Source organism: Kineosporiaceae bacterium, assembly GCA_016713225.1.
Lineage (GTDB): Bacteria > Actinomycetota > Actinomycetes > Actinomycetales > Kineosporiaceae > JADJPO01.
In genome coordinates, this window is the sequence record JADJPO010000001.1 from 1206322 (window position 1) to 1230346 (window position 24025).

General features: G+C 71.2%; 24 protein-coding genes. 16 read left to right on the forward strand and 8 right to left on the reverse strand.

The genetic code is table 11. From position 1 onward, the window contains the following. Positions 1-96: 96 nt before the first annotated feature. The 4 genes from pdxH (at position 97) to IPK24_05470 (ending at position 2193) form a co-directional block, all read left to right on the forward strand. On the forward strand, positions 97-804 hold the full coding sequence (pdxH, locus tag IPK24_05455; GenBank protein ID MBK8075017.1) for a pyridoxamine 5'-phosphate oxidase: 708 nt from the start codon (positions 97-99) through the stop codon (positions 802-804). A 34-nt stretch (positions 805-838) separates the two neighbouring features. Beyond that, a complete protein-coding gene (locus IPK24_05460; protein ID MBK8075018.1) occupies positions 839-1327 on the forward strand; it encodes a histidine phosphatase family protein in 489 nt (162 codons plus the stop codon). Between the two features lie 99 nt (positions 1328-1426). After that, entirely contained in the window at positions 1427-1927 is a 501-nt protein-coding gene (locus tag IPK24_05465) for a DUF4405 domain-containing protein (GenBank protein MBK8075019.1), read from the forward strand. After that, positions 1924-2193: a hypothetical protein gene (locus tag IPK24_05470; GenBank protein ID MBK8075020.1), complete on the forward strand. Its 270-nt coding sequence runs from the start codon at positions 1924-1926 to the stop codon at positions 2191-2193. Before IPK24_05465 ends, IPK24_05470 begins: the two co-directional genes overlap by 4 nt. Positions 2194-2513: 320 nt before the next feature. Here the strand turns inward: IPK24_05470 and IPK24_05475 are convergent, their stop codons facing one another. Then, entirely contained in the window at positions 2514-3281 is a 768-nt protein-coding gene (locus IPK24_05475) for a hypothetical protein (protein ID MBK8075021.1), read from the reverse strand. Next, positions 3278-4663 (reverse strand): deoxyribodipyrimidine photo-lyase, encoded by a 1386-nt coding sequence (locus tag IPK24_05480; GenBank protein ID MBK8075022.1) that lies wholly within the window; start codon positions 4661-4663, stop codon positions 3278-3280. Before IPK24_05480 ends, IPK24_05475 begins: the two co-directional genes overlap by 4 nt. A gap of 132 nt (positions 4664-4795) precedes the next feature. Between IPK24_05480 and IPK24_05485 the strand changes: the two genes are divergently transcribed. The 3 genes from IPK24_05485 to IPK24_05495 all read left to right on the forward strand — a co-directional run bounded on the left by IPK24_05485 (position 4796) and on the right by IPK24_05495 (position 7800). Next, positions 4796-5503: a metal-dependent transcriptional regulator gene (locus IPK24_05485; GenBank protein MBK8075023.1), complete on the forward strand. Its 708-nt coding sequence runs from the start codon at positions 4796-4798 to the stop codon at positions 5501-5503. Between the two features lie 379 nt (positions 5504-5882). Continuing rightward, the gene (locus tag IPK24_05490) at positions 5883-6884 is read left to right on the forward strand and encodes a C40 family peptidase (GenBank protein ID MBK8075024.1); all 1002 of its coding nucleotides are present in this window, start codon (positions 5883-5885) and stop codon (positions 6882-6884) included. 421 nt (positions 6885-7305) lie between these two features. Continuing rightward, a complete protein-coding gene (locus IPK24_05495) occupies positions 7306-7800 on the forward strand; it encodes an HNH endonuclease (protein MBK8075025.1) in 495 nt (164 codons plus the stop codon). 128 nt (positions 7801-7928) lie between these two features. Here IPK24_05495 and IPK24_05500 read toward each other — a convergent pair whose 3' ends face one another. After that, complete coding sequence (locus IPK24_05500) at positions 7929-8375, reverse strand: universal stress protein (GenBank protein ID MBK8075026.1); 447 nt, start codon at positions 8373-8375, stop codon at positions 7929-7931. A gap of 187 nt (positions 8376-8562) precedes the next feature. On the opposite strand from IPK24_05500, the gene IPK24_05505 reads away from it, so the two are divergent. Beyond that, on the forward strand, positions 8563-8994 hold the full coding sequence (locus IPK24_05505) for an SRPBCC family protein (protein MBK8075027.1): 432 nt from the start codon (positions 8563-8565) through the stop codon (positions 8992-8994). On the opposite strand, the gene IPK24_05510 is transcribed toward IPK24_05505, so the two are convergent. Together IPK24_05510 and IPK24_05515 are read right to left on the reverse strand one after the other, a co-directional pair. Continuing rightward, a complete protein-coding gene (locus IPK24_05510; protein ID MBK8075028.1) occupies positions 8972-9646 on the reverse strand; it encodes a TetR/AcrR family transcriptional regulator in 675 nt (224 codons plus the stop codon). The genes IPK24_05505 and IPK24_05510 overlap by 23 nt on opposite strands. Next, on the reverse strand, positions 9643-11496 hold the full coding sequence (locus IPK24_05515; protein MBK8075029.1) for a GMC family oxidoreductase: 1854 nt from the start codon (positions 11494-11496) through the stop codon (positions 9643-9645). Before IPK24_05515 ends, IPK24_05510 begins: the two co-directional genes overlap by 4 nt. Before the next feature lie 110 nt (positions 11497-11606). Between IPK24_05515 and IPK24_05520 the strand changes: the two genes are divergently transcribed. The 7 genes from IPK24_05520 to IPK24_05550 all read left to right on the forward strand — a co-directional run bounded on the left by IPK24_05520 (position 11607) and on the right by IPK24_05550 (position 19676). Further along, positions 11607-12785, forward strand: a complete 1179-nt coding sequence (locus IPK24_05520; protein MBK8075030.1) for an acyl-CoA dehydrogenase family protein — start codon at positions 11607-11609, stop codon at positions 12783-12785. Beyond that, complete coding sequence (locus tag IPK24_05525; protein ID MBK8075031.1) at positions 12775-13989, forward strand: acetyl-CoA C-acetyltransferase; 1215 nt, start codon at positions 12775-12777, stop codon at positions 13987-13989. The genes IPK24_05520 and IPK24_05525 overlap by 11 nt, the downstream gene beginning before the upstream one ends. After that, positions 13989-16199 carry an enoyl-CoA hydratase/isomerase family protein gene (locus IPK24_05530; GenBank protein MBK8075032.1) on the forward strand — a complete coding sequence of 737 codons (2211 nt, stop codon included), beginning with the start codon at positions 13989-13991 and terminating at the stop codon, positions 16197-16199. Before IPK24_05525 ends, IPK24_05530 begins: the two co-directional genes overlap by 1 nt. Positions 16200-16221: 22 nt before the next feature. Then, positions 16222-17724, forward strand: coding sequence for a diguanylate cyclase (locus IPK24_05535; protein MBK8075033.1), 1503 nt, complete (start codon positions 16222-16224; stop codon positions 17722-17724). Further along, on the forward strand, positions 17721-18551 hold the full coding sequence (locus tag IPK24_05540) for an HDOD domain-containing protein (GenBank protein MBK8075034.1): 831 nt from the start codon (positions 17721-17723) through the stop codon (positions 18549-18551). The genes IPK24_05535 and IPK24_05540 overlap by 4 nt, the downstream gene beginning before the upstream one ends. Positions 18552-18657: 106 nt before the next feature. Next, a complete protein-coding gene (locus IPK24_05545) occupies positions 18658-19164 on the forward strand; it encodes a hypothetical protein (GenBank protein ID MBK8075035.1) in 507 nt (168 codons plus the stop codon). Further along, a complete protein-coding gene (locus IPK24_05550; GenBank protein MBK8075036.1) occupies positions 19161-19676 on the forward strand; it encodes a barstar family protein in 516 nt (171 codons plus the stop codon). Before IPK24_05545 ends, IPK24_05550 begins: the two co-directional genes overlap by 4 nt. Positions 19677-19762: 86 nt before the next feature. Here the strand turns inward: IPK24_05550 and IPK24_05555 are convergent, their stop codons facing one another. Together IPK24_05555 and IPK24_05560 are read right to left on the reverse strand one after the other, a co-directional pair. Then, on the reverse strand, positions 19763-20680 hold the full coding sequence (locus tag IPK24_05555; protein ID MBK8075037.1) for a hypothetical protein: 918 nt from the start codon (positions 20678-20680) through the stop codon (positions 19763-19765). A gap of 22 nt (positions 20681-20702) precedes the next feature. Continuing rightward, positions 20703-21608 carry a PIG-L family deacetylase gene (locus tag IPK24_05560; GenBank protein MBK8075038.1) on the reverse strand — a complete coding sequence of 302 codons (906 nt, stop codon included), beginning with the start codon at positions 21606-21608 and terminating at the stop codon, positions 20703-20705. 39 nt (positions 21609-21647) lie between these two features. Here IPK24_05560 and IPK24_05565 point away from each other — a divergent pair, with 39 nt between their 5' ends. Further along, positions 21648-22796, forward strand: a complete 1149-nt coding sequence (locus IPK24_05565; protein ID MBK8075039.1) for a glycosyltransferase family 4 protein — start codon at positions 21648-21650, stop codon at positions 22794-22796. A gap of 104 nt (positions 22797-22900) precedes the next feature. Here the strand turns inward: IPK24_05565 and IPK24_05570 are convergent, their stop codons facing one another. Further along, positions 22901-23824: a Ppx/GppA family phosphatase gene (locus IPK24_05570; GenBank protein ID MBK8075040.1), complete on the reverse strand. Its 924-nt coding sequence runs from the start codon at positions 23822-23824 to the stop codon at positions 22901-22903. Positions 23825-24025: the final 201 nt, after the last annotated feature.

A 24025-nucleotide genomic window follows, 5' to 3' on the forward strand; every position in this document is an offset into this window, starting at 1 on the left:
GGTGGGGAGTGGGTTTCCCCCTGAGGCCACACTGTGTGGGACCACACTGGGCGGGTGGCCAAGGTCGATGAAGGTGGCGAAGGTGTGAGCTCTCCGATGACTCCCGGCGAACCGGACGGAACGATCGACTACGCCGCGCAGCGGGTCGACTATCGAGAACCGCAGCTGCTCGAGACAGATCTCCTGCCCACGCCGCTCGACCAGTTCGAGGCGTGGTTCGCCCAGGCCCAGACGTTCGGTGTGGTCGAACCCAATGCCATGGTGCTGGCGACGGCGGGGCTCGGCGAGGCGGGGCCGGTGACACGCACCGTGTTGCTCAAGCAGGCCGACCCGCGCGGCTTCGTGTTCTACACCAACTACGGCTCGCGCAAGGCCGCCGATCTGGAGGCCACCGGCCGGGGGGCGATCACCTTCCCGTGGCACCCGATGGGCCGGCAGGTGAACGTGATCGGTATGGCCGAACGGGTGGCCGTCGAGGAGTCGCGCGCCTACTTCGTCAGCCGGCCCTGGTCCTCGCGCATCGGGGCCTGGGCGAGCCGGCAGTCGGCGGAGACGTCGGGGCGGCACGAGCTCGAGGCGCGGTGGGCCGAGCACTCGGCTCGGTGGCCCGATCACGGCACCCCGGACGACGTGCCGATGCCGGAGCACTGGGGTGGCTACCTGATCCGGCCGACCGAGATCGAGTTCTGGCAGGGGCGACCATCCCGGTTGCACGACCGGTTGGCCTACCTGCCCGTCACCCCGAGTGCGTTGCCGGCCCTGGACGACGCCGCCGCCTGGCGCGTCCTCCGGCGCCAACCCTGACGGCGATCGTGAGCCGGGGGTGCAGAATGCCCGGGTGCGAACCCTGCTGGTGCTGCGTCACGCTCAGACCGAGGCCACCCGCCCCGGCTCGACCGATCACGCCCGCCGGCTGACCGCTGCCGGTCTGGCCGAGGCTGCCGCGGTGGGTGACCACCTGCGCAGCACCGGCACCGGCGTCGGGCTGGCGCTGTGTTCCTCGGCGACCCGGGCGCAGCAGACCCTGGCCGCGCTGGGAGTGGACTGCCCCACCGAGATCACCGGCGAGCTCTACAACGCCGGCGGCGACCGGATCCTGGCGGCGTTGCGCGAGGTGCCGGACGACGTCCGCGGCGTGATCGTGGTCGCTCACGCCCCCGGGTTGCCGGGGCTCGTGTACGAACTGGCCGACCCGGAGACGTCCGATCCGCAGGCTCTTGCCGTATTGGAAACACAGTTCCCGCCGGCCACCCTGGCGACATTGCAGCTGACCGATGACTGGGCTCACCTGCGACAGGCCACACTCACCGAGTTGCGCCTGCCGTGACCGGTGCCCGGTGGAGCATCACAGTTCCCGGTGATCTTCCGGATCCAAACCATCCGGAACGCCATGATCGAGGCCTCGTTCTGAGCCACAGTGGAGGGCATGAGGGTGAGTGACGTCGAGGACCGCGAGGCCGAATCGGGCGAGACGCCGCGGTCGGGCCGAGAGGCCCGCCGCAAGTACTGGGTCGATCTCGCCCTCTTCGCCGCGTGGATGGTGGCAGCCGTCCCCGGGGCGACCGGGGTGCCGCTGCACGAGTGGATCGCGGTGGGCATCATCGCCGTGCTGCTCACCCACGTGGTCATGCACTGGACCTGGGTGGTGCGCCACCTGAGCCGGTTGCGGGTCCGCACCCAGAATCAGCTCAGCCGATTGGTGGATCTGGCGATGTGGACGCTGGCCACCTCCGTAATGCTCTCGGGGCTGGTGATCAGCGAGGCGGCGCTGCCGGCCCTGGGGATCGACGTCCAGCAGACGACCCTGTGGATGCGGGTGCACTCGTTGTCCTCGATGTTGTTGCTGGTAGTGCTCGCCGTGCACGTGCTCTCGCACCTGGACTGGGTGCTCGCGCAGACCCGCGCCCTGATCCGGCGGGGGCGATGATGCGCGCGCTCGGCCGGGCGGCGCTCGTCCTGGTGGCCTCGACGGTTCTGGGCCTGGGGCTGTGGTTCGTCGCCGACCGCGTCGGCCGGCCGACGCCCCGCCCCATGGTGCCCGGTCTGGACCAGCCGGCACTCATCGGGCTCCAGCACACGATGCAGTTCCTGGTCGTGGGCAGCGTGCTGTGGGTGATCCTCTGGGCGGTGTTGCGGGTCTTCGGGGTGGGCTTCGGTACCGGTCGTCCACGACGGCGCCGCGCCACCCGGTGATCGCAGGCAGGTTGGTCCGGGCAGGTGACAGCCCGTGGGCTACTCGATGCCTGGGCACCGAGCGCGTCGCGCTGGACGATGCGCGACTCCCACGGGCTGCGGTGACTGCCTGGTCGTCGCCGGCCACTGGCCGACGGCGGCCCCTGCCGGGATACCCGGGACTGGGGCAGTCCGTCCGGTAGTGCTGCGGCTAGCGGACAGCCACCTCACGCGTCCAGTGAATATCCAACTCCGGACCACCTCCTTTCCCGTGTACCGGGGAACCTACGACGCCGTCGCGCCGTGCGCAATGGGGTTGTCGGGTGAGGGTTCTCGGGCGCTCAGCCGTTGAAGGCACCCGGGTCGACGACGACCCAGACCTGAGCCGCGACAGCGAGGATCTCGCCGCGCGATCCGTACAACGTGGTGCGGGTCGGCACGGTGCGTCCCGAACCCTGCCCGGCCAGGCCCCGGACGACGCACCGCTCGCCGATCGCCGGCCGCCGCTCCACTCGGGCGGTCATGGTGCCCAACACCATCGGTCGGCCGAGCATGTCGGCCGACCATCCGCCGGGGCAGTCCAGTCCGGCCCAGGTGATCGGCAGATCGACGTGCCCGGTGCCGTCGTCCAGCGCAGGATGCGGCACCCAGGCCGCGCTCACCGCGCCGTCCGGTGGCTCACCCGGCCCGGGCGCCAGCCGCAGCCCGTCGCCGTCCTCACGCCCGGTGCCGCAGGCCAGACAGGTGGGGAACGGATGGTCGACGCGGCCCGGATAGCGCGCCGCGGCGTCCAACGCCATCGCGAACGCGACCTCGGGGTCGGGGTCGGCCGGTGGCACGGCCGCCAGGGCGTCCTCGGCGTCGGCGGTCCGGATCGCCTCGGCGACCAGCTGGTCACCGTGGTGCAGGCGCACGCCGGCCCCCGGCGCCGGTGGGGAGAACCGGGTCAGGGTCATCGGTACGTCCAGCGGCGGTGGTGCCGAGAGCCTCACCCGCACCGCGGGGGAGCCGGTACCCAGGACGGCGGCCAGCGCACCACAGGTCCAGCCGCCGTTGCCGGAGTTGGCCGGTCCGCGAAACCGGTAGGGCACCACGAGCGTGGCCGTCATCGGGACTCCTTCAGGGCAGCCAGCCGGGCCAGCGCCTCGGCGCGTTCGTCGGCCAGGTCTATCAGTCGCGGGGGATAGCCCTGGGTGTGGCCTTCGGGGTACCGCCACGGCTCGTGCGCCCGGGCGCCGTCCAGGTGGGCCAGCTCGGGCACGTACCGGCGGACGTACGTGCCGTCCGGGTCGAACCGCAGGCCCTGGGTGACCGGGTTGAAGATGCGGAAGTAGGGCGCGGCGTCGGTGCCCGATCCCGCGGTCCACTGCCACCCGTGGCTGTTGCTGGCCAGGTCGCCGTCGCGCAGGTGACGCATGAAATGCCGTGCGCCGTGCTGCCATTCGATGTGCAGGTGCTTGACCAGGAAGCTGGCCACCACCATCCGCACCCGATTGTGCATCCAGCCCTCGGCGAGCAGTTGGCGCATCCCGGCGTCCACGAACGGGAACCCGGTGCGGCCCGTGGACCACGCCTGGAGTCGCTGGGCCGTCTCGCCGGCGGCCGGGTCGTCGGGGTCGTCGTACTGCATGCGGGCATAGGCGGGTCGTAGGTAGCTGCGGGCCGAGTCCGGGTGGTGCCAGAGCACATCGGCGTAGAACTCGCGCCAGCAGAGCTCGCTGCGGAACATCTCTGCACCGGCGGACGGGTGCCCGGCCAGGTCGGCCAGGAGCGTGCGGGGATGGATCTCGCCGTACTTCAGATGGCCCGACAGTGCGGAGGTCCCGGCCACCCCCGGCAGATCACGTCGATCGGCGTAGTCACGTAACCCGTTCTCGAGAAACGACTCCCACAGTCGCCGGGCGACCTGCTCGCCGACCTCGGGCAGGACGGCGCCGCCCAGGTCGGGTTCGGGCGGTAGGTCCTCGCCGTCGAGCCGATGCCAGGACACCTGCGCGGGCCGGGGGGCGGGGCCGGGCCAGCCGTGGTTCAGCCAGGCGGTCCGGAACGGGGTGAACACCTGGAACGGGGTCCCGCCGCCGGTGAGCAGGGTGCCCGGGCCGATCGCATACGGCGTCCCGGTCGCCACCAGCCGGACGTCGTCCGCGTGCAGGGCCCGGGCCACCGCGGTGTCCCGACGGCGTCCGTAGGGGCCGGCGTCCGCGGTGATGTGCACGCTGGTGGCGCCGGCCTCGCGGGCGACGGCCGGCACGACCTCGACCGGATCGCCGTGGCGGATCAGCAGCGCCCCGCCGGTGGCCACCGACAGCGCACGCAGCGAGCGCACCAGCCAGGCCCTCCGAGTCGCTCCCGCGGGATCCCACAGCGCGGGGTCGACCACGAACAGCAGGACGACGCGTGCGCGGTCGTCGTCCGGACCGGCCGCGGCCAGGAGCGCCGGATGGTCGCTCAGCCGCAGGTCGCGGCGCAGCCACATCACCGTGGTGGTCACCGAGGAGTCCTCACCGGGTGAGCCTAACCATGGCCTCCTCGGACCACCCCCGGGACGGCGCGCGAGCCCCGCCCGGACAACCCTGGGGGCGTGCGGTGTCGGCACGGGCTCAGATCCGGGAGAATCCCTCGGGTGAGCGATCTGATCGACACCACGGAGATGTACCTGCGCACCATCTTCGAGTTGGAGGAAGAGGGTGTCGTACCCCTGCGCGCGCGGATCGCCGAGCGCATCGGGCATTCCGGTCCCACGGTGTCGCAGACGGTGGCCCGCATGGAACGCGATGGCCTGCTGCACGTATCGGGTGACCGGCATCTGGAACTCACCGATGACGGACGCCTCAAGGCGACGCGGGTGATGCGCAAGCATCGGCTGGCCGAGCGCCTGCTGCTCGATGTGATCGGCCTCGACTGGGAACTCGTGCACGACGAGGCCTGCCGCTGGGAGCACGTGATGAGCGAGCAGGTCGAGCGCAAGCTGCTCGGGTTGCTCGCCGGGCCCTACGAGTCGCCCTACGGCAACCCCATTCCCGGTCTGGACGAGTTGGGCGGTGAGGTCTCGGCGGTGACGGCGCCGGTGCGACCGCTCTCGGAGGCGATCGCGGATGCCCCGGCGGCGAGCGGTGGTACCGCGGCGTTTCCGCTGCTGGTGCGCCGGTTGGGCGAGCCGTTGCAGGGCGATCACGACCTGCTGGCGGCGCTCTTCGAGGTCGGGTGCCGACCCGGTCGGCGTGTCGCCGCGGAGCGCTCCGGATCATCGATCCGTGTTCGAACCGCCAGTGGTGAGCTCGATCTGACCCTCACCGTTGCACAGTACGTGTTCGTCGAGACGACCGGCTGAATCCTCCTTACACCCTGTGACGACATTGCGCCGTGTCATCTACGACACGCCGTGTCGTGGTTATCGATATGTGACATTGCCCTGGCCCCTCGGGTAGCGTGCGACTCGCCTTCCCCTCCAGGGGACAGGCCTCCGGGCGGACGCCGAGCTCTGCCACCGACCGGAGTGGTCGACAACCGCTGGCAGAGGCGGGGGACCCACTTCCGGGGTCTCGGGATCGAGCCGTGAGGTGAGATCGCACGCCGAGACTCCTCGGGGTGAAGCCGCGGGCAGCTGACCGCACGCCGTCAAAGGTGGTGTGGCGCAGCGATCCGCGGCCGGGTGACTTCTCCCACCCGAACCCGACAGCTCACTTCGTAGGCGTCCGGAGAGGTATCCCGTGACCGACCGTGCCACGGCGCGCCATCGCGCGTCTTCGAGGGCGACAACGCCCTGGACCACGCTCAGCACCGGCATCACTCAGATCGTGGGTGATCGCGCCGAGAACCTCACTCGAGGCGGGGCGGCGATCGCCGTCTCCTCGGGTCTGGTGGCCACGATGGCCCTTCCGGCCCACGCCATCCAGGCGCAGGTACTCGATGCCCCCCGTGCCGGAGGGTTGGCAGCGTTGGCCGCCAACCTCAGCGGTGCGCTCGAGTCCGCCACGCTCTCGGCGAACCTGGCGGGCAACACGGCCGCCGTCGGTGTCGGTGGGCGTCTGCAGACGCTGCCCCTCACCGCCCCTGCCACTGGCACGGTCGTCTTCGACGAGGGTGAGCTCACCGGTACGGCGCCGGCGTCGAGTCGCGCCGAGGTCAAGGCGCGCCGCGCTGCGCTGACCCAGAAGGTCGCCAGGGACGGTGCCGCCGTCGCCGCGCCGCGCCCCACCCCGGCACCCGATTCCGAGAGCCCGGCTGGCGTTCGGCCCGCAGCCTCGGAGCCCGCCACGGCGAAGCCCGCTGCCAAGCCGGCCACCAAGCCCGCGGCCAAGCCGGCCACCAAACCCGCCACCAAGCCGGCCACGAAGGCCGTCACGGTGGTTCAGGGCGCCCGGGGTTCGGCCGTCGTGTCCCTGGCCTCGCGCTACATCGGCGTGATGTACCGGATGGGTGGCACCACGCCGTCCGGCTTCGACTGTTCCGGCCTGGTGCAGTACGTGTACAAGCAGGCGGGCATCAGCCTGCCGCGCACCGCGCAGGCCCAGATGAACGCCACCACGCCGATCGCGCCATCGCAGGCCCAGGCCGGCGACCTGGTGTTCTTCGTGAGCGGGGGGTACGCCTACCACGTGGGCATCGTGACCTCCGGCGGCAAGATGATCGACTCGCCGCGCACCGGCAAGTCGATCTCGCAGCGGGCGATCTTCGCCGGAACCAAGGTCTACCGCCGCGTCACGGGCTGACCCGTCCGAGTGCTCGGCGACCGTGAGTCGCCGAGCACTTCGCTGTGTGCAGGACGCCGCAGCGCCTGGTTGCCGTTGATCGCCGGCCCGCGTCCGCCCGGCAACAAAAGGTCTGGGCCGATCGAGGATCCTTCCCTACGCTGTCCCTCGATGGCGCGCAGGCGCTGCCCAGGGAGGTCTCGGTGCACGACGCGGTACGCAGTGTGGCCGCCGCACTCTCCAGTGCGGTGCCACCGAGTACGCGCGTGCATCACGTCGAGGCGTCGTCCCCAGGGGGGACGGCGCCTTTCGTCGTCCGGGGCAGTGGTTGGCGAGTCCTCACGCACGCAGGGATGTCTGCGGGCGCCGGGCCCGTGCGAACGGGTCGTCGACGTGACGCCACCAGCCAGGTCGGTGTCCCGAGGTAGAGGGGGTGGGCGGCATGCGGACCCTGGTGCTCAATGCGGGGTACGAGCCACTCGCTGTGGTGTCGTTCCGCCGGGCCATCGTGCTGGTGCTGGCCGGTAAGGCAACGGTTCTCGCGCAGGGCGCTCACCCGGTCGTCGGGGGCACCGTCACCCTGCCCCGTCCCTCGGTGATCCTGCTGGCCCGGTACGTACGGTCCCCGCACGGCCGTTCCGTGCCGGTGAGCCGTCGTGGCGTGCTGCGCCGGGATGCTCACCGGTGTGCCTATTGCGGCGGGCACGCGACCACCGTCGACCACGTGCAACCGCGCAGCCGGGGCGGCAAGGACACCTGGGAGAACCTGGTGGCCTGCTGTGTGGCCTGCAACAACGCCAAGGGCAACCGCACGCCGGAAGAGAAGGGCTGGGCACTGAGGGTGCGCGCCTACGCCCCTCGAGGCGCGGCCTGGCTGGTGCGGGCCGTCGACCACCGCGACCCCGCCTGGGACGAGTTCCTGCAAGAGGTCGCCTGACCGCGAGCAACCCCCACCAACCCGCTCATGCTCCGCCCAGAACTGCTCATGCTCCGCAGCGCTGCGACATATCGGTCATGTCGACCCGATGTGTCAACCGCTGCGGAGCATGAGCAGGTTGGGGTGGTCTAGTCGTCGATCACGGTCGCCGGGATCACGACGACCGGGCAGTGGCTCTGCTTGAGCAGGGTCTGGGCCACCGACCCGAACAGGAAGGTGCGCACCGGTCCGCGGCCATGCGTGCCGACCACGACGAGATCGGCGTCCTTGGAGGCTGCCACCAGGGCGTCGGCCGCGCTGGCCTGCACCACGACGTGCGCCACGTCAGGGCGGCTGTCGAGGCCGGCGAAGGCCTTCTCGAGTGCCTGCTCCTGCATCGCACGAGCGTGCTGTTCGAGGCTCTGACCCTCCTGGGGGCCGGAGTGGGACGGACCCAGCGTGGAGTGTTCCAGGCCCCACGTAGTGATCAATTCGAGCGTCGAGCCGCGACGGACGGCCTCCTGGGCAGCCCAGGTCAACGCCTGCTGACTGCTCTCGCTGTCGTCGACGCCGACGGCGATCACCGAACGAGTCATGAAGGCCTTCCTTTCGAGGCAGGGAGGCGAACGGTGCGAAACCGGAGGCCGCCATGTGGTTTTGTCATCACCGTGAGGCCTTTGCCTGCCCGGATGAAGAGGACCAAAGCCGCTCACGTGCGGCGTTATCGCCTAGATAAGCAGGAGGACTTCTCGTGTTCATCTACCGACGAGTAACCTTATCCCCATGGCGAGTGTGAGTGCAGAGATCGAGATCGCGGCGGCCCCCGAGAAGGTCTGGGCGGTGATGATGGACCCGGCGCAGTTCAGTGCCTGGATCGACAATCACCAGGGATTCATCGGTGAGCCCCCGACCGCGCTGGCGCCCGGAATGGCCTTCGGCCAGCGGATGCGGGTCATGGGCATGCCGGCCGAGTTGCGCTGGACGGTCGACGGCCTGGAGGAGCCACGCCGGCTGGTGCTGCAGGGCGTGGGCCCCATGGGGATCAACCTCACCGCCACGCAGCAGCTGAACGCCAGCGACGCCGGCACCGCGGTGTCCATGACGTATGAGTTCAAGGGCGCGGCCGTGTTCGCCGTGGCCGGTCAGCTGCAGCGTGAGGTGGGCGACAGCCTGCGTACCAGCCTGGCCAAGCTCAAGTCGTTGCTCGAGAGCTGACCCTCCGCGACGTCGGCTGCGCGCCGAGGGCCGGCAGGGTCTCGGCGAGCAGCGTGACCAGCGTGCGGCTCAGCAGGGTGTGCGTCTGCTCGCGGGTCAGTGACCCGCGGACGAGCCACTCCACGCCGCTGCTGCGGCCGAAGGCGACGTACGCCCGCAGGACGGCGCGCCGTTGCAGGTCGGTGGCTGCCCCGGAACCCGCCGGGGTGTCAGGGGTCGTGCCCGCGAGCCGCAGGATGACCTCGACGGTGGCCTCGTCGCCCTCGGCGATCACCGCGGCGACGTCCGGTGTGCGCCCGGGACCGCCGGCACCGATCGCGGCCAGCCAGGCCCGGCTGTGCCGCGCGACGGCGTCCAGGAACCAGGTGACGGCGCTGTCCACCCGGGTGGCCAGATCGGCCTCGTCGGACGCCGGGATGGCAGCGTCGGGCAGGGTGACCATCACCCGAACGACCTCGAGGTAGAGGTCCTTCTTGGTGCCGAAGTAGTGGTTGACCAGGCCGCGGGCCACTCCGGCCGCAGCGGCGATGTCGGCCGTCGAGACGTCGTCGTAGCCACGCTCACCGAACAGCCGGACGGCGCAGCCGAGGATCTGACGTCGTCGCGCGTCCGGTTCCCATCGTTCTCGACGCCGCTCCGCCGTCGAGTTCATGGCCGCTGCCGGCGCTCGAGCCGCGGCACCTGCAGCGCTGCGGGAGCGTGTGCCGGCACCGTGGGACGGTGCGGTGCCACCGGGTCGAGCCGGCGATAGGGCTCACCGAGTGCCGGTCTCGGGTCCGGGTCGCCGCGATTGGGCCACAGCGACATGGCGCGCTCGGCCTGGGCAGTGATGGTCAGCGCCGGGTTGACCCCCAGGTTCGCCGAGATCGCGGAGCCGTCGGCCACGTGCAGCCCGGGGTGGCCGAACAACCGCTGGTAGCCGTCGACCACACCGTCCGCGGGGCCGGCTCCGATCGGGCAGCCACCGATGAAATGGGCCGTCATCGGTCGGTTGATCAGCGTGGTGATCGAGCCGCCGGGCACGCCGTCCAGGACGCGCGCAGCAGCTCGGGTGGCCTGGTGCGCCACGGGAATCCAGGTCGGATTCGGTTCCCCCACGCCCTGCTTCGTGACCAGGCGACGGGTCGACGTGCCGGGCAGCAGGCGCCCCCACACCGCCGCGAGACGGCGTCGGCGGGTGTACGTCGTGAGCGAGTTGTCGAGGGTTTGCATGGTCAGCAGCACCACGATCTGTTCCGACCATCGCCGGGGCAGGACGATCCGCGCCAGGTTCCGGGGGTGGCGCAGCACCGCGGCGATCTCGCGGCGGCGCACCCGTCGGCCGTCAGCGGGGTCAACCAACGCGCTGGTCAGCAGGGCGAGCAGATTGCTGCCGTGGCCGTGACGCACCGGCTCGATGTGGGTCACCTCGTCCGGGTGGATCGAGGAGGTGATCGCCACTCCGCGCGAATAGTCGTGCTCGCGGTCACGGCGTGAGGCATGGACGGCGCGTGCCCCGGTGAGTGCCTCCGAGTTGCTGCGGGTGAGCTCGCCGAGTCGCGGTGAGAGCCGGGGCAGGTGCCCCTCGTCGCGCAGGTGGTGCAGCAGGCGCTGCGTGCCCAGCGCTGACGCGGCGAAGATGACCTGCTGGGCGGTGATGACGCGTTCCCGGCGCTCGCCGGTCCGGCCGACCAGGCCCGAGAGGCGTTCTCGCCGTGAGGCGTCGGAGGCCACGGTGGTCACCTCGTAGCCGGCGGTCGGGTCGTCGGGGTCGCGGGGCCGGACGCCGCGCACCGTCGTCATCGGGTGCACGCGTGCGCCCGCGGCCTCGGCCAGGTACAGGTAGTTCTTCACGGTGGTGTTCTTGGCCCCGTGCCGACAGCCGGTCATGCACTCCCCGCAGTGTCGGCAGGTGCGCCGTGCCGGTCCGGCCCCGCCGAAGTACGGGTCGGCGACCTCGCGCCCCCCGGCGGCCTCGTGCGCGGCGAGATCGTCACCGTCGTCCGGCAGGTCGGCGAACAGCACGCCGACCGGGGTGCGCCGGTAGGTGTCGGCCGCCCCGAGCTCGGCAGCGACCTGCTGCATCACCCGGTCGGCCGGCGTGGTCACGGGGTTCTCGGCCACCCCCAGCATGCGCGAGGCCTGGTCGTAGTGCGGTGCGAGCTCGGCCCGCCAGTCGGTGAGGTGAGCCCATTGCCGATCGCGGTAGAAGGCCTCGGGTGGGCGGTAGAGGGTGTTGGCGTAGTTCAGCGACCCACCCCCGACACCGGCGCCACTGAGCACGAAGATGTCGCTGAGCAACGTCATGCGCAAGACGCCGTGGCAGCCCAGGGCGGGCGCCCAGAGGTAGTCGCGCAGTCGCCACGACGTGCGGGCGTGCTCGTGATCGGCGAAGCGCCGTCCGGCCTCGAGGACCCCGACCCGGTAGCCCTTCTCGGTCAGTCGCAGCGCTGCGACGCTGCCGCCGAACCCCGAGCCGATGACCACGACGTCGTAGTCGAAGTCGTGCCGCTCGTCGGTCATGGGCCGACGGTGCCACTGCTGTTGGCGTCGCGTCAACAAAGTCAGGCGGCGAGGGCAGGAGGAGGGCCGCGTCCTATTGACACGTCGCCAACAACGGTCACCATGGTGGCATGGCTGCCCCCCTCGCGTACCGCTCGCCCTGGCGCACCCGAGAGCACGACGACCTCGCCGATCTGGTCCGTACCTTCTTCACCAAGGAGGTCGTACCCACTCACCCCGTGGCCGAGAAGCAGGGCCATCCCGACCCGCAGCTGTATCGGCGAGCCGGTGAGCTGGGCCTGCTCGGGCTGGCAGTGCCCGAGGCCTACGGTGGTGGGGGTGGCACCTTCGCCCACGAAGCGGTGTTGTTCGAACAACAGACCCGCTGCCTGGACGGCTCACTCGGTCTGGGCGTTCACACCGGCATCGTGATGGGCTACGTGGCCGACTACGGCACCGAGGAGCAGAAACAGCGCTGGCTGCCCCGGCTGTGCAGCGGCGAACTGGTCGGGTCGATCGCGATGACCGAACCCGGCGGTGGCTCGGATCTGCAGTCGATCCGCACCCACGCCGTGCGGGCCGAGGACGGTACCGGCGACTACCTGGTGAACGGATCGAAGACCTTCATCACCAACGGGTTCCTGGCGGGCCTGGTGGTGCTCGCGGTCAAGACCGACACGAGCCAGCGGGCCTCGGGCATCTCACTGCTGGTCTGCGAGGTCGGCCAGAACGGGCACGAGGTGGCCGGGTTCCGCCGGGGCCGGGTGCTGGACAAGATCGGCCTACACAGCAATGACACCGCCGAGCTGTTCTTCGACGACCTGCGGGTGCCGGCCGCCAACCTGCTCGGTCCCTCCGAGGGCCTCGGCTTCGCGCAGATGATGCAGCAGCTGCCGCAGGAACGGCTGGTGGTCTCGGTGGCGGCCGTGGCGGCGATGGAGATCGCGCTCGATCTGACGGTCGCCTACGCCAAGGAGCGCACCGCCTTCGGCAAGACGCTCATGGAGCAACAGAACACCCGATTCGTCCTGGCCGAGTGTGCCGCCACCGCGCGGGCGGCGCGGACCATGCTCGACGACTGCATCGCCAGGCACGTGGCCGGTGAACTCGACGTGGCGACCGCCGCGATGGCCAAATTCTGGCTCACCGATGCCCAGTGCCGGGTGATCGACGCCTGCCTGCAGATCTTCGGCGGCTACGGCTACACCACCGAGTACCCGATCGCCCGGCTCTACGCCGACGCGCGGGTGCAGAAGATCTATGCCGGCACCAACGAGATCATGAAGGAGTTGGTGGCTCGTGCGCTCTGAGGCCTACATCTACGACACCCTGCGGACGCCGCGTGGTCGCGGCCGGGCCGGCGGCGCGTTGTACGGCGTCAAGCCGATCACGTTGCTGGTCGACCTGCTGCACGAGCTGCAGCGCCGCAACCCGGGGCTGGACCCCGCCCGGATCGAGGACGTCATCCTCGGGGTGGTCTCGCCGGTCGGTGACCAGGGCGGGGTGATCCCACGGGCCGCGGCCGTGGCGGCCGGTCTGCCCGACAGCGTGGCCGGGTTGCAGCTGGACCGGTTCTGCGCCAGCGGTTTGGAGGCGGTCAACGTGGCTGCCCAGAAGGTGCGCTCGGGATGGGAACAGCTGATCGTCGCGGGCGGGGTCGAGAGCATGTCCCGGGTGCCGATGGGGTCGGACGGCGGTGCCTGGGTGCTCGACCCGGAGACCAACTACGACACCTACTTCGTGCCACAGGGCATCAGCGCCGACCTCATTGCGACCACCGAGGGCTTTACCCGCGCGGAGTGTGACGGCTACGCCCTGCAATCCCAGGAGCGTGCCGCGAAGGCCTGGGCCGGAGGGTATTTCGCCCGGTCGGTGGTGCCGGTGCGCGATCGTAACGGGGTGGTCGTGCTCGATCGCGACGAGCACCTGAGGCCCGAGACGACCATGGACTCGTTGGCCGCGTTGAAGCCGGCCTTCGCGGGCCTGGGGCAGGCCGGTGGCTTCGATGCCGTGGCGCTGCAGAAATACCACTGGCTCGAACGCATCGATCACGTGCACACCCCGGGCAACTCTTCCGGCATCGTCGACGGCGCGGCGTTGGTGCTGGTGGGCAGCGAGCAGATCGGGGTCGAGCTCGGTCTGACGCCGCGGGCGCGGATCGTGGCCGCCGCGGTCACCGCCACAGAGCCGACCATCATGCTGACCGGGCCGACGCCTGCGGCGCGAAAGGTCTTGGCACTAGCCGGTTTACAGGTGAGCGACATCGACCTGTTCGAGTTGAACGAGGCCTTCTCGGCCGTCGTCCTGAAGTTCGCCAAGGACCTGTCCATCCCGATGGACATCCTGAACGTCAACGGCGGGGCCATCGCCATGGGCCATCCGTTGGGGGCCACCGGAGCGATGCTCCTGGGCACGGCCGTCGACGAACTCGAGCGCCGGGATGCCCGCCGCGCGCTGGTGACCCTGTGTATCGGTGGCGGCATGGGCGTGGCGACCATCGTGGAGCGTGTGTGATGAACCTGACCGGCCAGATCGGCGCGGTGCGCTACGAGCGGGACGACGACGGCATCGTCACGCTCACCCTGGACGACCCCGCCGCCTCGGCGAACACCATGAACCAGGCCTACGAGGCCGGCATGGCCGCAGCCCTGGATCGGTTGACGGCTGACATCGCCGCGGGCGAGGTGGCCGGGGTCATCGTCACCAGTGCGAAGAAGACCTTCTTCGCCGGGGGCGACATCCCGGCGATGATGGCCGCCGGGCCCGAACACGCCGTGCAGTTGACCGCACAGCTGGGCCGGTTGAAGTCGCAGTTGCGCCGGCTCGAGACCTGCGGTCGCCCGGTGGTCGCGGCGATCAACGGCACGGCCCTGGGTGGCGGGTTCGAGATCGCCCTGGCCTGCCACCACCGCATCGTCCTGGAGCATCCGGCGACCCGGATCGGCCTGCCCGAGGTGACCCTGGGACTGCTGCCCGGTGCCGGCGGGGTCACCCGCACCGTGCGCATGCTCGGCATCACCGATGCGCTGATGACGGTGCTGCTCGAGGGTCGCCGGTTCCCGGTGCGCCGGGCCGCCGAGCTCGGTCTGGTGGACGACGTCGTCACGACGCCCGAGGCGATGATGGCTGCCGCTCGGGCCTGGATCGCGGCGAACCCGAACGCGGCTCAGCCCTGGGACTCGAAGGGCTACCGGATCCCCGGTGGCACGCCGTCCACCCCGGCTCTGGCCGCGAACCTGCCCGCCTACCCGGCCAATCTGCGCAAGCGTCTCGCCGGGGCGCCACTTCCCGCCCCGAAGGCGATCATGGCGGCGGCCGTCGAGGGTGCCCAGGTGGACGTCGACACCGCGCTGGCCATCGAGACCCGCTATTTCGTCTCGCTGGCGATCGGGCAGACCTCGACCAACATGATGAAGGCCTTCTTCGTCGACCTGCAGACGATCACCAAGGGCGCCGCGCGCCCGGCGGGGTTCGAGCGGTGGCGGCCGCAGCGGGTGGCGGTGCTCGGCGCCGGGATGATGGGTGCCGGGATCGCCTACGCCTTCGCCGCGGTCGGGGTGGACGTCGTGCTCAAGGACGTCACCGGCGAGAGCGCCGCGCGAGGCAAGGGGTACAGCGAGAAGCTGGTGGCCAAGGCCGTCGACCGTGGCCGGATGGACGCCGCGGCCGCGCAGGCGCTGCTGGCCCGGATCACCCCCACCGCCGAGGTGGCCGACCTGGCCGGGTGCGACCTGGTGGTCGAGGCGGTGTTCGAGGACCCCGGGCTCAAACGGCAGGTGTTCGGCGAGGTGGTGGGCCTGCTGGCACCCGATGCGCTGCTGGCCTCGAACACCTCGACGCTGCCGATCACGGACCTGGCTCACGGCGTCGACCGCCCCGAGGACTTCATCGGCCTGCACTTCTTCTCGCCGGTCGACAAGATGCCCCTGGTCGAGATCGTGGTCGGTGAACGCACCGGGGATGCCGCCCTGGCCAGGGCGTTCGACGTCGTCCAGCTGATCCGTAAGACGCCCATCGTGGTGAACGACTCCCGCGGGTTCTTCACCAGCCGGGTGATCGGGGCGTTCCTGGACGAGGCCGTGGGCATGCTCGCCGAGGGGGTACACCCGCAGACCATCGAACAGGCGGCGCTGCAGGCCGGGTACCCGACCGGTCCGCTGGCGCTCACCGATGAGGTGAGCCTGACCCTGACCCGGCACATCCGGGCCGCCTTCGCCGCGGCGGCCGCCGCCGAGGGCACGTCGTTCCCCGCACGGGCCTCGCATGCGGTGATCGACCGATTGGTCGAGGAGTTCGCGCGGCCCGGCCGGGCCGGGCGGGCCGGGTTCTACGACTACGGCGAGGACGGCGCCCGTCGGGGACTGTGGCCGGGACTGGTCGAGCACTTCCCGCCGCGCCCCGCCGTGTTGGCCGGTCGCGAGGGCGCCGACGACATCCCGTTCGTCGACCTGCAGGAGCGCATGCTGTTCGCCGAGGCGATCGATTCGGTGAACTGCCTGGACGAAGGAGTGCTGCGTTCGGTGGCCGAAGGCAACATCGGATCACTGCTGGGCATCGGCTTCCCGTCGTGGACCGGTGGTGTGCTGCAGTACATCGAGGGGTATCCCGGCGGTGTCGCCGGCTTCGTCGCCAGGGCTCACGCTCTGGCCGCCCGGTACGGCGAGCGCTTCGTCCCCCCGGCCTCGCTCGTCGCGCGCGTGGCTCCGTCGGCTTCAGCTGGGTGAGGCATCGCCCGATAGCAGCCGTGTGGCCTCGAACCTGACCGAACACCCCCGCGGCCTGCCCTCGCCACGGCACGGCTCGCCCGGGGACGAGTCATCCCCACCGCCGGCACAGGGCTGCCGCGCACCGGGCGGCGAGGGGAGTTCGTCGCTGCTCGCACGCGCCTGGCGGGCGGCCGCCGAAGCCGGACCACCGGCCATGACGCTGAGCTGTGCCGAGTGCGGCCCGACGGTGCTGTGGGTCAATCGCGCGCTGGTCGACCTGTTGGGCAGCACCTCGTCGTTACTGGTGGGCCGCGCTCTGGATCAGCTTGCCGGCGTGGGCGCCGACCCGATGTCGGAATCTGCCTGGAACGTCGTGGCCGCCGAGCTGATCACCGGCCGGGGTGGCCAGCGAGAGGCCGGGGTGCAGCGTCCGGACGGCTCCGACGTCCGCGTTCAGCTCGATGCCAGCAACCTGTCCGAGACCCCGGGGAGCCTGGACGGCTGGCTGATCGCGATTCACCCGTTGACCGACGCCCAGGCCGATCAGGCGGCCGCGCTCCGCGAGGCAGACCACCGCTTCCGGGCGCTCGCCGAGTCCGCTCCGGTGGGGATCCTCGTCTCCGAAGCGGGACTGCGGCTGGGCTATGTCAACGAGTGGTTCTGTGACCTGACGGCCCGGGCTCGCCATCAGCTGCTGGGTACCGAGTGGCTGGACGCCGTGGTCGCCGAGGATCTGCCCGTGGTGTACGCCGCCGTCGAGCAGGTGCTCACCGGCACGCCGCAAGAGCTCAATCTGCGTGTGGCCGGTGCCGGCGACACCCCGCGCTGGGTCCACCTGAGCCTGGCGCCGACCACCACCTCGGCCCGGGCTGCCGGCTTCATCGGGACCGCCGAGGACGTCACCGATCGCCGCGCCTGGGAGGAGAAGATCACCTACCAGGCGCGCCACGATCCGCTGACCGGATTGGTCAACCGCCGCCGCCTGATCGAGCTGTTGCACGAGACCCTCGAGAGCCGCCGCTCGTTCGACCGTCACTTCGCCGTGGTGTTCCTCGACCTGGACGGCTTCAAGCAGATCAACGATTCCCACGGCCACGAGGCCGGCGACCGGGTGCTGGTCGAGGTGGCCCGGCGGATGCGGGGCGTGGCGCGTGACTACGACATCGTGGGCCGCATCTCGGGGGACGAGTTCGTCCTGGTGCTGCGCAACGTTCCCGGTCCGATGGACGCCGAGGCGGCCGCGCGACGCCAGCTCGAGGCCCTGGAGGCACCGATCCGGATCGGATCGAGCGAGGTCAGGCTGTCGGCGAGTATCGGGGTCGTGCTGCCCTCGGGTGAGGACACCCCCGAGACCCTGCTCAAGGCAGCCGACGCCCTGATGTACCAGGCCAAGAGCGCCGGGGGTCACCGATTCGTGGTGGCCCGGCTGGTCTCGGATCCCCCGCCCGACCATGAGCTCGACCATGTGCCCGACCAGGTGCCCGACCAGGGGCTCGTTCAGGGGCCTGGCGCCGTTTCGGCCGAGGGCGAGGTGACCCGATGACGACGGCCCTGGAGCGGTTGCGGGGACAGCAGGAGCTGGCAGGGCGCGCAGGCGCCGCGGTGCGGGTGCTCCGGATGGCCGACGATCCGAACGCTGCCGCCGCGGACCTGGCCCGGGCGATCGGCACCGACCCGTTGCTCGCGGCCCGGGTGCTGCGTACCGCCAACTCGACCTACTACGGCCTGAGTGGGCGGGTGTCCACCTTGGCCTTCGCCGTCTCGGTGCTGGGCTTCCAGGGTGTGCGGTCCCTCGCCGTGATGGCGGCGGCCGGCATCGACGATCCCCACGGTGCTCCCGACGGGTTCTGGGAGGCGGCCGCGTTGTGCGCGACCGGCGGTGAGATCGTCGCCCCGATGCTCGGGGGCGATCCCGGGGACGCCTTCAGCGTCGGCCTGCTGCACCTGATCGGATCGGCGATGTTGCACCAGGCCCGCGATCCGGACGACGAACCGGTCACCGTGTGTCTGCCGATGCGGCACGACGGCGACGCCCTACTGACCGCCGAGCGGCAGGCTTTCGGCGTGGGACACGACGAGATCGGCGCCGAGGTGCTCGCCGGCTGGCACGTGCCCACCCAGATCTGCACCCTGGTCGAACGGCACCATCGTGCGGCCATGCCTGATGCGCCGGTTCTGGAACGGGTGCTGCAGATCTCCCGCACCCTGGCCGACGCGATTCTGCGCGAGGAGTCCGACCTCAGCCGTGCCGTCGACACCTGCGCCTGGCTCAGCGGGGGGGTGCTGGGCCCGATGGTCGCCGAGTCGGTGGCCGAACGGATGCAGGTGCGGGCGCAGGCCCTGCTCGAGGGGCTGCGGCCGGGCGGGTGAGTGACGTCGTCCGAGATGTGGCGACCTGCCCGGTGCCGATGCCGGATGATCGGCTAGCCTGCTGAGCCGCACACGCTTTCAGCGGGTGCGGCTCAGGAGGCGTGTGGTGTCGGCAGCGGGGTCGTCGTCCGGGCGCTCCACGGCGCTCTCACCCCGTGGTCTGGGCGTCCTGCTGACCTTCTTCGTGCTGGTCGTCGCGGCGATCTGGTTGCTGAACCGGCCGGACGCCGCCGCGACCTCCGCTCCCGCCGTCGTCCGGTCTGCAGCGCCCACTGTGTCGAGCTCGGCCCTGCCCTCGCTGTCGACCCGGACACCGCCGCCGTCGTCGGCCTCGGTGCGGACCAAGGCCCGCTACGTCCTGGCGGTGGTCGACGCCACCGGCGAGGCGCCGTCCGGGTACGTGGGTGGGCGGCAGTTCATGAACGACGAGCGCGGCGGCACCACCGCCTTGCCGCGCCGGGACCGGGGCGGGCGCGCGGTGACCTATCACGAGTACGACGTCAATCCACGACGCTCCGGGGTGAATCGGGGCCCCCAGCGACTGGTCGTGGGCAGCGACGGCTCGGCCTATCTGACGGCCGACCACTACGTCACCTGGGAGCGGTTGCGATGAGGGGATTGGGCCTGACAGCCTCGCCCGAGACGCTGGCAACGCAGATCGATGCGGTGTTCGAGGTGGCCGGGGCGGTCCGACGGCTGGACGGTTCCCGGATGCTCACCACACCGGAGCTGTTCGCCGAGTTCGCCCGGCGGCTCGACTTTCCCGGCTACTTCGGGCACAACTGGTCTGCCCTGGAGGATTGCCTGGCCAACCTGGAGTGGCTGTCGGCACCGGCCTACCTGCTGGTCATCGACGGCGCCGAACACGTTCTGGACGAGGCCGAGCCGGAGGATCTGGCGGTGTTCGGCGGCGTGCTGCAGCGGGCCGCCCAGGTCTGGTCGGAGCCGGTCGAGAAGGGCGAGTGGTGGGACCGGCCCGGCATGGACTTCGGGGTGCTGCTGCACTCGAGTACCGAGGCGGGCGCCGCGGCGGTCAGGTCGCGCTGGGAGGCGGTCGGGATCGAGCTGAGCGAGCCGGCCGAACCGGGTGCACCCGCTGATCCCACCGAACTGCTCGACCCCTGAGCCGCCCGACCCCCCGTGATCATGTAATCCGTGCACGCTTGTGAATGACTTCACAAGCGCGCACGGATTACATGATCACCGCGGTTTCAGGTGTCGAGAGCCTTGAGGATCGCGATCGACAACCCGACGGTCTGCGCGTCGCCGTCCCGGGCGGCCCAGGAGGCATTCAGGGTGGCGTGCACGATCGTCCAGGCCCGCGCCCGATCACGGTCCAGCTCCGCTGCGTCGCAGAGGATCTCGAATCGATGCCGGACGCCGCGGCGCACCGACGGGGCCGCGGTGTAGTCCTCGGATCGGTTGCGCAGGACGGGCTGCACCTCGAAGCCGGGGTGGCCCGCCATCGGCTTGGGGTCGATGGCCAGCCAGGGTTCGCGCAGCCCGGCGAGCACGTTCTCGAAGTGCAGATCGGTGTGGATCAGCGTCGCCGTGCTCGCGGGATCGGTCGACAACTCCCGCGCCAGCGCATGCGATTGATCGACGAACCGGCGTGGCAGGGCCTCGGGATGCTCGACGAGCCCGGCCAGTCCGGTGGCCACGTAGTCGGTCAGCCGCACCAGCTGGGGCAGCGCCGGGACGTGGAGTCGGCGCAGCAGTCCACCGATCACCGCGCAGGCGTGCTCGACGGGCAGCGTCGTCAGGTCGCGGTCGGCGTCCAACGGCTCGAGCAGCAGCGCGCCGCGCCCAGGGTCGGCAGCGATCAGCCGGACGGCGCCCACGCCGGCCCAGCGACGCAAGGCGAGGTGCTCGCCGCGGGACTCCCGATGGGGCCACCCCAGTTTCAGCATCGCTGTGTCGGCTGTGTCGAGGGTGCTGGGGGCGCCGGGGGTGCCGGCTGTGCGGCTGACCGGGACGACGACGGCGGTCCGACCGGTGCGCACCGGCGCGCCGGTCGGCTCGAGCTGCCAGGTGATGAGTTGTTGCTCGATCAGCCGGTCGGCCCCGCGGCCCAGGTGGCGCCGTCCGGTCCGCCGTCGGCCGGCAACCGGGCCATCCGGTCGAGCCACTCCGGCGGAAGCTCCACCCGGCTCATGGGTGCGGCCTCAGGGAGGCCATCACGTCGTCCAGCAGCGGGGATGCCGGGGCTCGGCCGACCTCGACGAACCACTCGCGGCCGAGGATCAGGCGGGCGAGGGGGCCGGGCAGGCGGCCCAGGACCGCGACGGTGCGCCGCCCGCCGGCAGGCTCCTCGCCCGTGGTCTGGCTGGCGTGGGCGAGCAACGCCGCCTGCTTGGCCGGCACCTGTCGGCGGACGTCGATGCGATGGGTCAACTCGTGACGCGGTGTGTAGGCCGTGGCCAGGGATGCCGCGAGTCCGCTGGGCAGCAGCCGCAGCCGGGCTGCCAGGCGCACCCCGCGGGCGAACAGGTCACGGTCGACGGTCGCCTCGAGCAACACCGGGGTGCCGGCCAGCTCGGCGGCGCGTCGTCCCACGTGATGGGCGCGGACGTGGTCGGGATGGCCGTAGCCGCCGCTGACCTCGTAGCTGGTCAGGACGGCGGCGGACTCCTCGCGCAGGATCGCGGCGAGGCGCGCGGCGGCGTCCTCGATCGAGGCGTGCACGAAGGTGGGACGCCTCCAGGTGCCCGCAGCGGGTGAATCGCCGGGCGGATCGTTGGTTGCATCATTGGTTGCATCGGCGGGATCGGGTTCGATGCGGTCGGGTTCGTTGCCGTGCAGGCCCGAGTCGGCGTAGCCGAGCCACTCCACGCGGGCGGCGCCGATCGCCCGGGCGGAAGCCTGCAGCTCGGCCAGCCGGCGCCTGCCGAGGTCGACCCCGTGCCCGAAGGCGTCGGCCGCCAGGCCCGCGCCACCGTCGGTCGCCGTGACCAGGACGACGCGGTGCCCCGCGGCGGCCAGGCCGGCCAGCGTGCCCGCGGTGAGCAGCGCCTCGTCGTCCGGGTGGGCGTGGAACGAGACGACGGTCACCGACATGCCGGGCACGCTAGCGCCCCACCCGTAGGGTCGGCGGTCATGAGGGTGCTGCACGTCTCGGACTGCTACCTGCCGCGCCTCGGCGGCATCGAGACCCAGGTGCACCATCTCGCTCAGCGTCAGCAGGCGGCCGGGCACGCGGTCGAGGTGCTCACCGCCACGCCGAGAGCGCGTCACGACCGGACGGCGTTCGAGGTGATCGACGGGGTGGGCGTTCACCGGGCTGTCGTCGACCTGCCCTTCGAGCTGCCGGTGCACCCGCGTGCCGGGGCGCAGGTGACGCGGTCGCTGAACCAGGCCCGTCGGGCGGCTCGCCCCTACGACGTCGCGCACGTCCACACGGGGGTGATCTCGCAGTTCGCCTACGCCGCGATACCGGCCCTGCTGGCGGCGGCGATGCCCGTGGTGGTGACGGTGCACTCGATGTGGGGTCCGGCCGCGGTGATGTTGCGGCCGCTGGATCGGCTGGTCGGGTGGTCACGCCGGCCGATCGTGATCAGCGCCGTGAGCTGGGTCGCCGCGGAACCCCTGCGGCGGGCGGGGGCACAGGTGAGGGTGATCCCCAATGGCATCGATGTGAACCTCTGGCGGCTGGATCCGTTGCCGCGCAACGACTCCGAGCTGGTCGTGGCCTCCGTGATGCGGCTGGCACCGCGCAAGCGCGGGATCGCGCTGCTGCGGGCGTTGCACACGGTTCGGCAGAACCTGGCGGGTGAGGTGCGGCTGCGCGCGCTGATCGTGGGGGAGGGGCCCGACCGGCGCCGACTCGAGCGCTACCTCGACGGACCCGGTGCCGCGGTGGCCATGCGCGACTGGGTCGAGCTGCCCGGCCGGTGGGACGCGGCGGCGATCCGCGAGCTGTACCGGCGGGCTGACATGTTCGTCTCGGCGGCCGAGCTGGAGTCGTTCGGCATCGCCGCCCTCGAGGCTCGTGCGGCCGGAATCCCTGTGGTGGCAAGGGATTCCACCGGGGTGGGCGAGTTCGTCCGGCACGACGTGCACGGCCTGCTGGTGCCGGACGACGCCCAGCTGGCGGCCGCCGTCCTGGCTCTGGCGCGCGACCCGGCCCGGCGCCATCGCCTGGCCGAGGCGGCCCGCGCCGAACCCCCACCCACCACCTGGGACGCCGTGCTGGAGCGGTGCGAGGCGGCCTACCGAGACGCCATCACCCTGCGCACCCCCCGGTGATCATGTAATCCGCGCACAAACCCTCGGTGATCATGCAATCCGTGCACGCTCGTGAACGGATTCACGAGCGTGCACGGATTGCATGATCACCGAGGGTTTGGGTGTCAGAGCGTGTCGAGGGTGGACAGGATCAGGCCCTCACGCAACGCCCAGGGGCAGATCTCGAGCTCGTCGATCTCGAACAGGTCCATCACCGCGTCGGCTACCAGGGCGCCGGCGATCATCTGGTGCGCCCGGTTCGCCGAGACGCCGGGCAGTTTGGCGAATTCGGTGGCCGACATGGTCACCAGGCCGGGCAGTTTGGCCGTGAGCGCCGCCCGGTCGAGGACCCGGCGGGTCTGCGTGCCCTCGCTGGACGGCGCGGCGCCACAGATCCGGGCGAGCGAGCGGAAGGTCTTGCTGGTGGCCACGCTGGTGTCGATGGCGCCCAGTCGCAGGATCGCCCCCGCCTCGCGGGCGATCTCGGTGCGGATGTAGCTGCGCAACTCGGCGACGGCCGAGGCCTTGGGGGGCGAGGCGCGCAGCCAGTCGCGGGTGAGCCGGGCGGCACCCAGGGCGAGGCTCTGCGCCACGTCCGGCTCCTCGTCCGGCCCGGCGGCGATCTCGAGCGAGCCGCCGCCGATGTCGAAGACCTGCAGCTTGCCGGCGTGCCAGCCCAGCCAGCGTCGTACGGCGAGAAAGGTCAGCCGGGCCTCGTCGGCGCCTGAGAGCACCTTCAGGTCGAGTTCGGTCTTCTCGCGGACGGCGGCCAGCGTCTTCTCGCCGTTGGCCGCGTCGCGGATGGCGGAGGTGGCGAAGGCGAGGACCGACTCGCAGCCCTTGTCGGCCGCGGCCTGCTTGGCCGCGGCGACGAAGTCGAGGAGTGAGGCGACGCCGACATCATCGACGCGTCCGGCGGCATCGATGTGCTCGGACAAGTGCAACGGCCGCTTGATCGAGTACGCAGCCAGCGGCGCTGCGCCGCGGTGGGCGTCCACGACGAGCAGGTGACCGGTGTTGGATCCGATGTCGAGAACGGCCAAGCGCACGCCATCAACCTAACGGTTCGTCGAGAGATCTCGGACTTGGGTTTACTCACAGTGCCCTGCCATGACGGTGTGCTCGACGTGTGGCCCGAATGGTTGCCGCCCGACGGGTCACGCTGGGCTGCGGAGATGTCGTCCGGTCCGCCAGACGGGTACCGTTTCGCGGGACGCGGCGTAGGCGCGGCAGGCGCGGTGGCCAGGAAG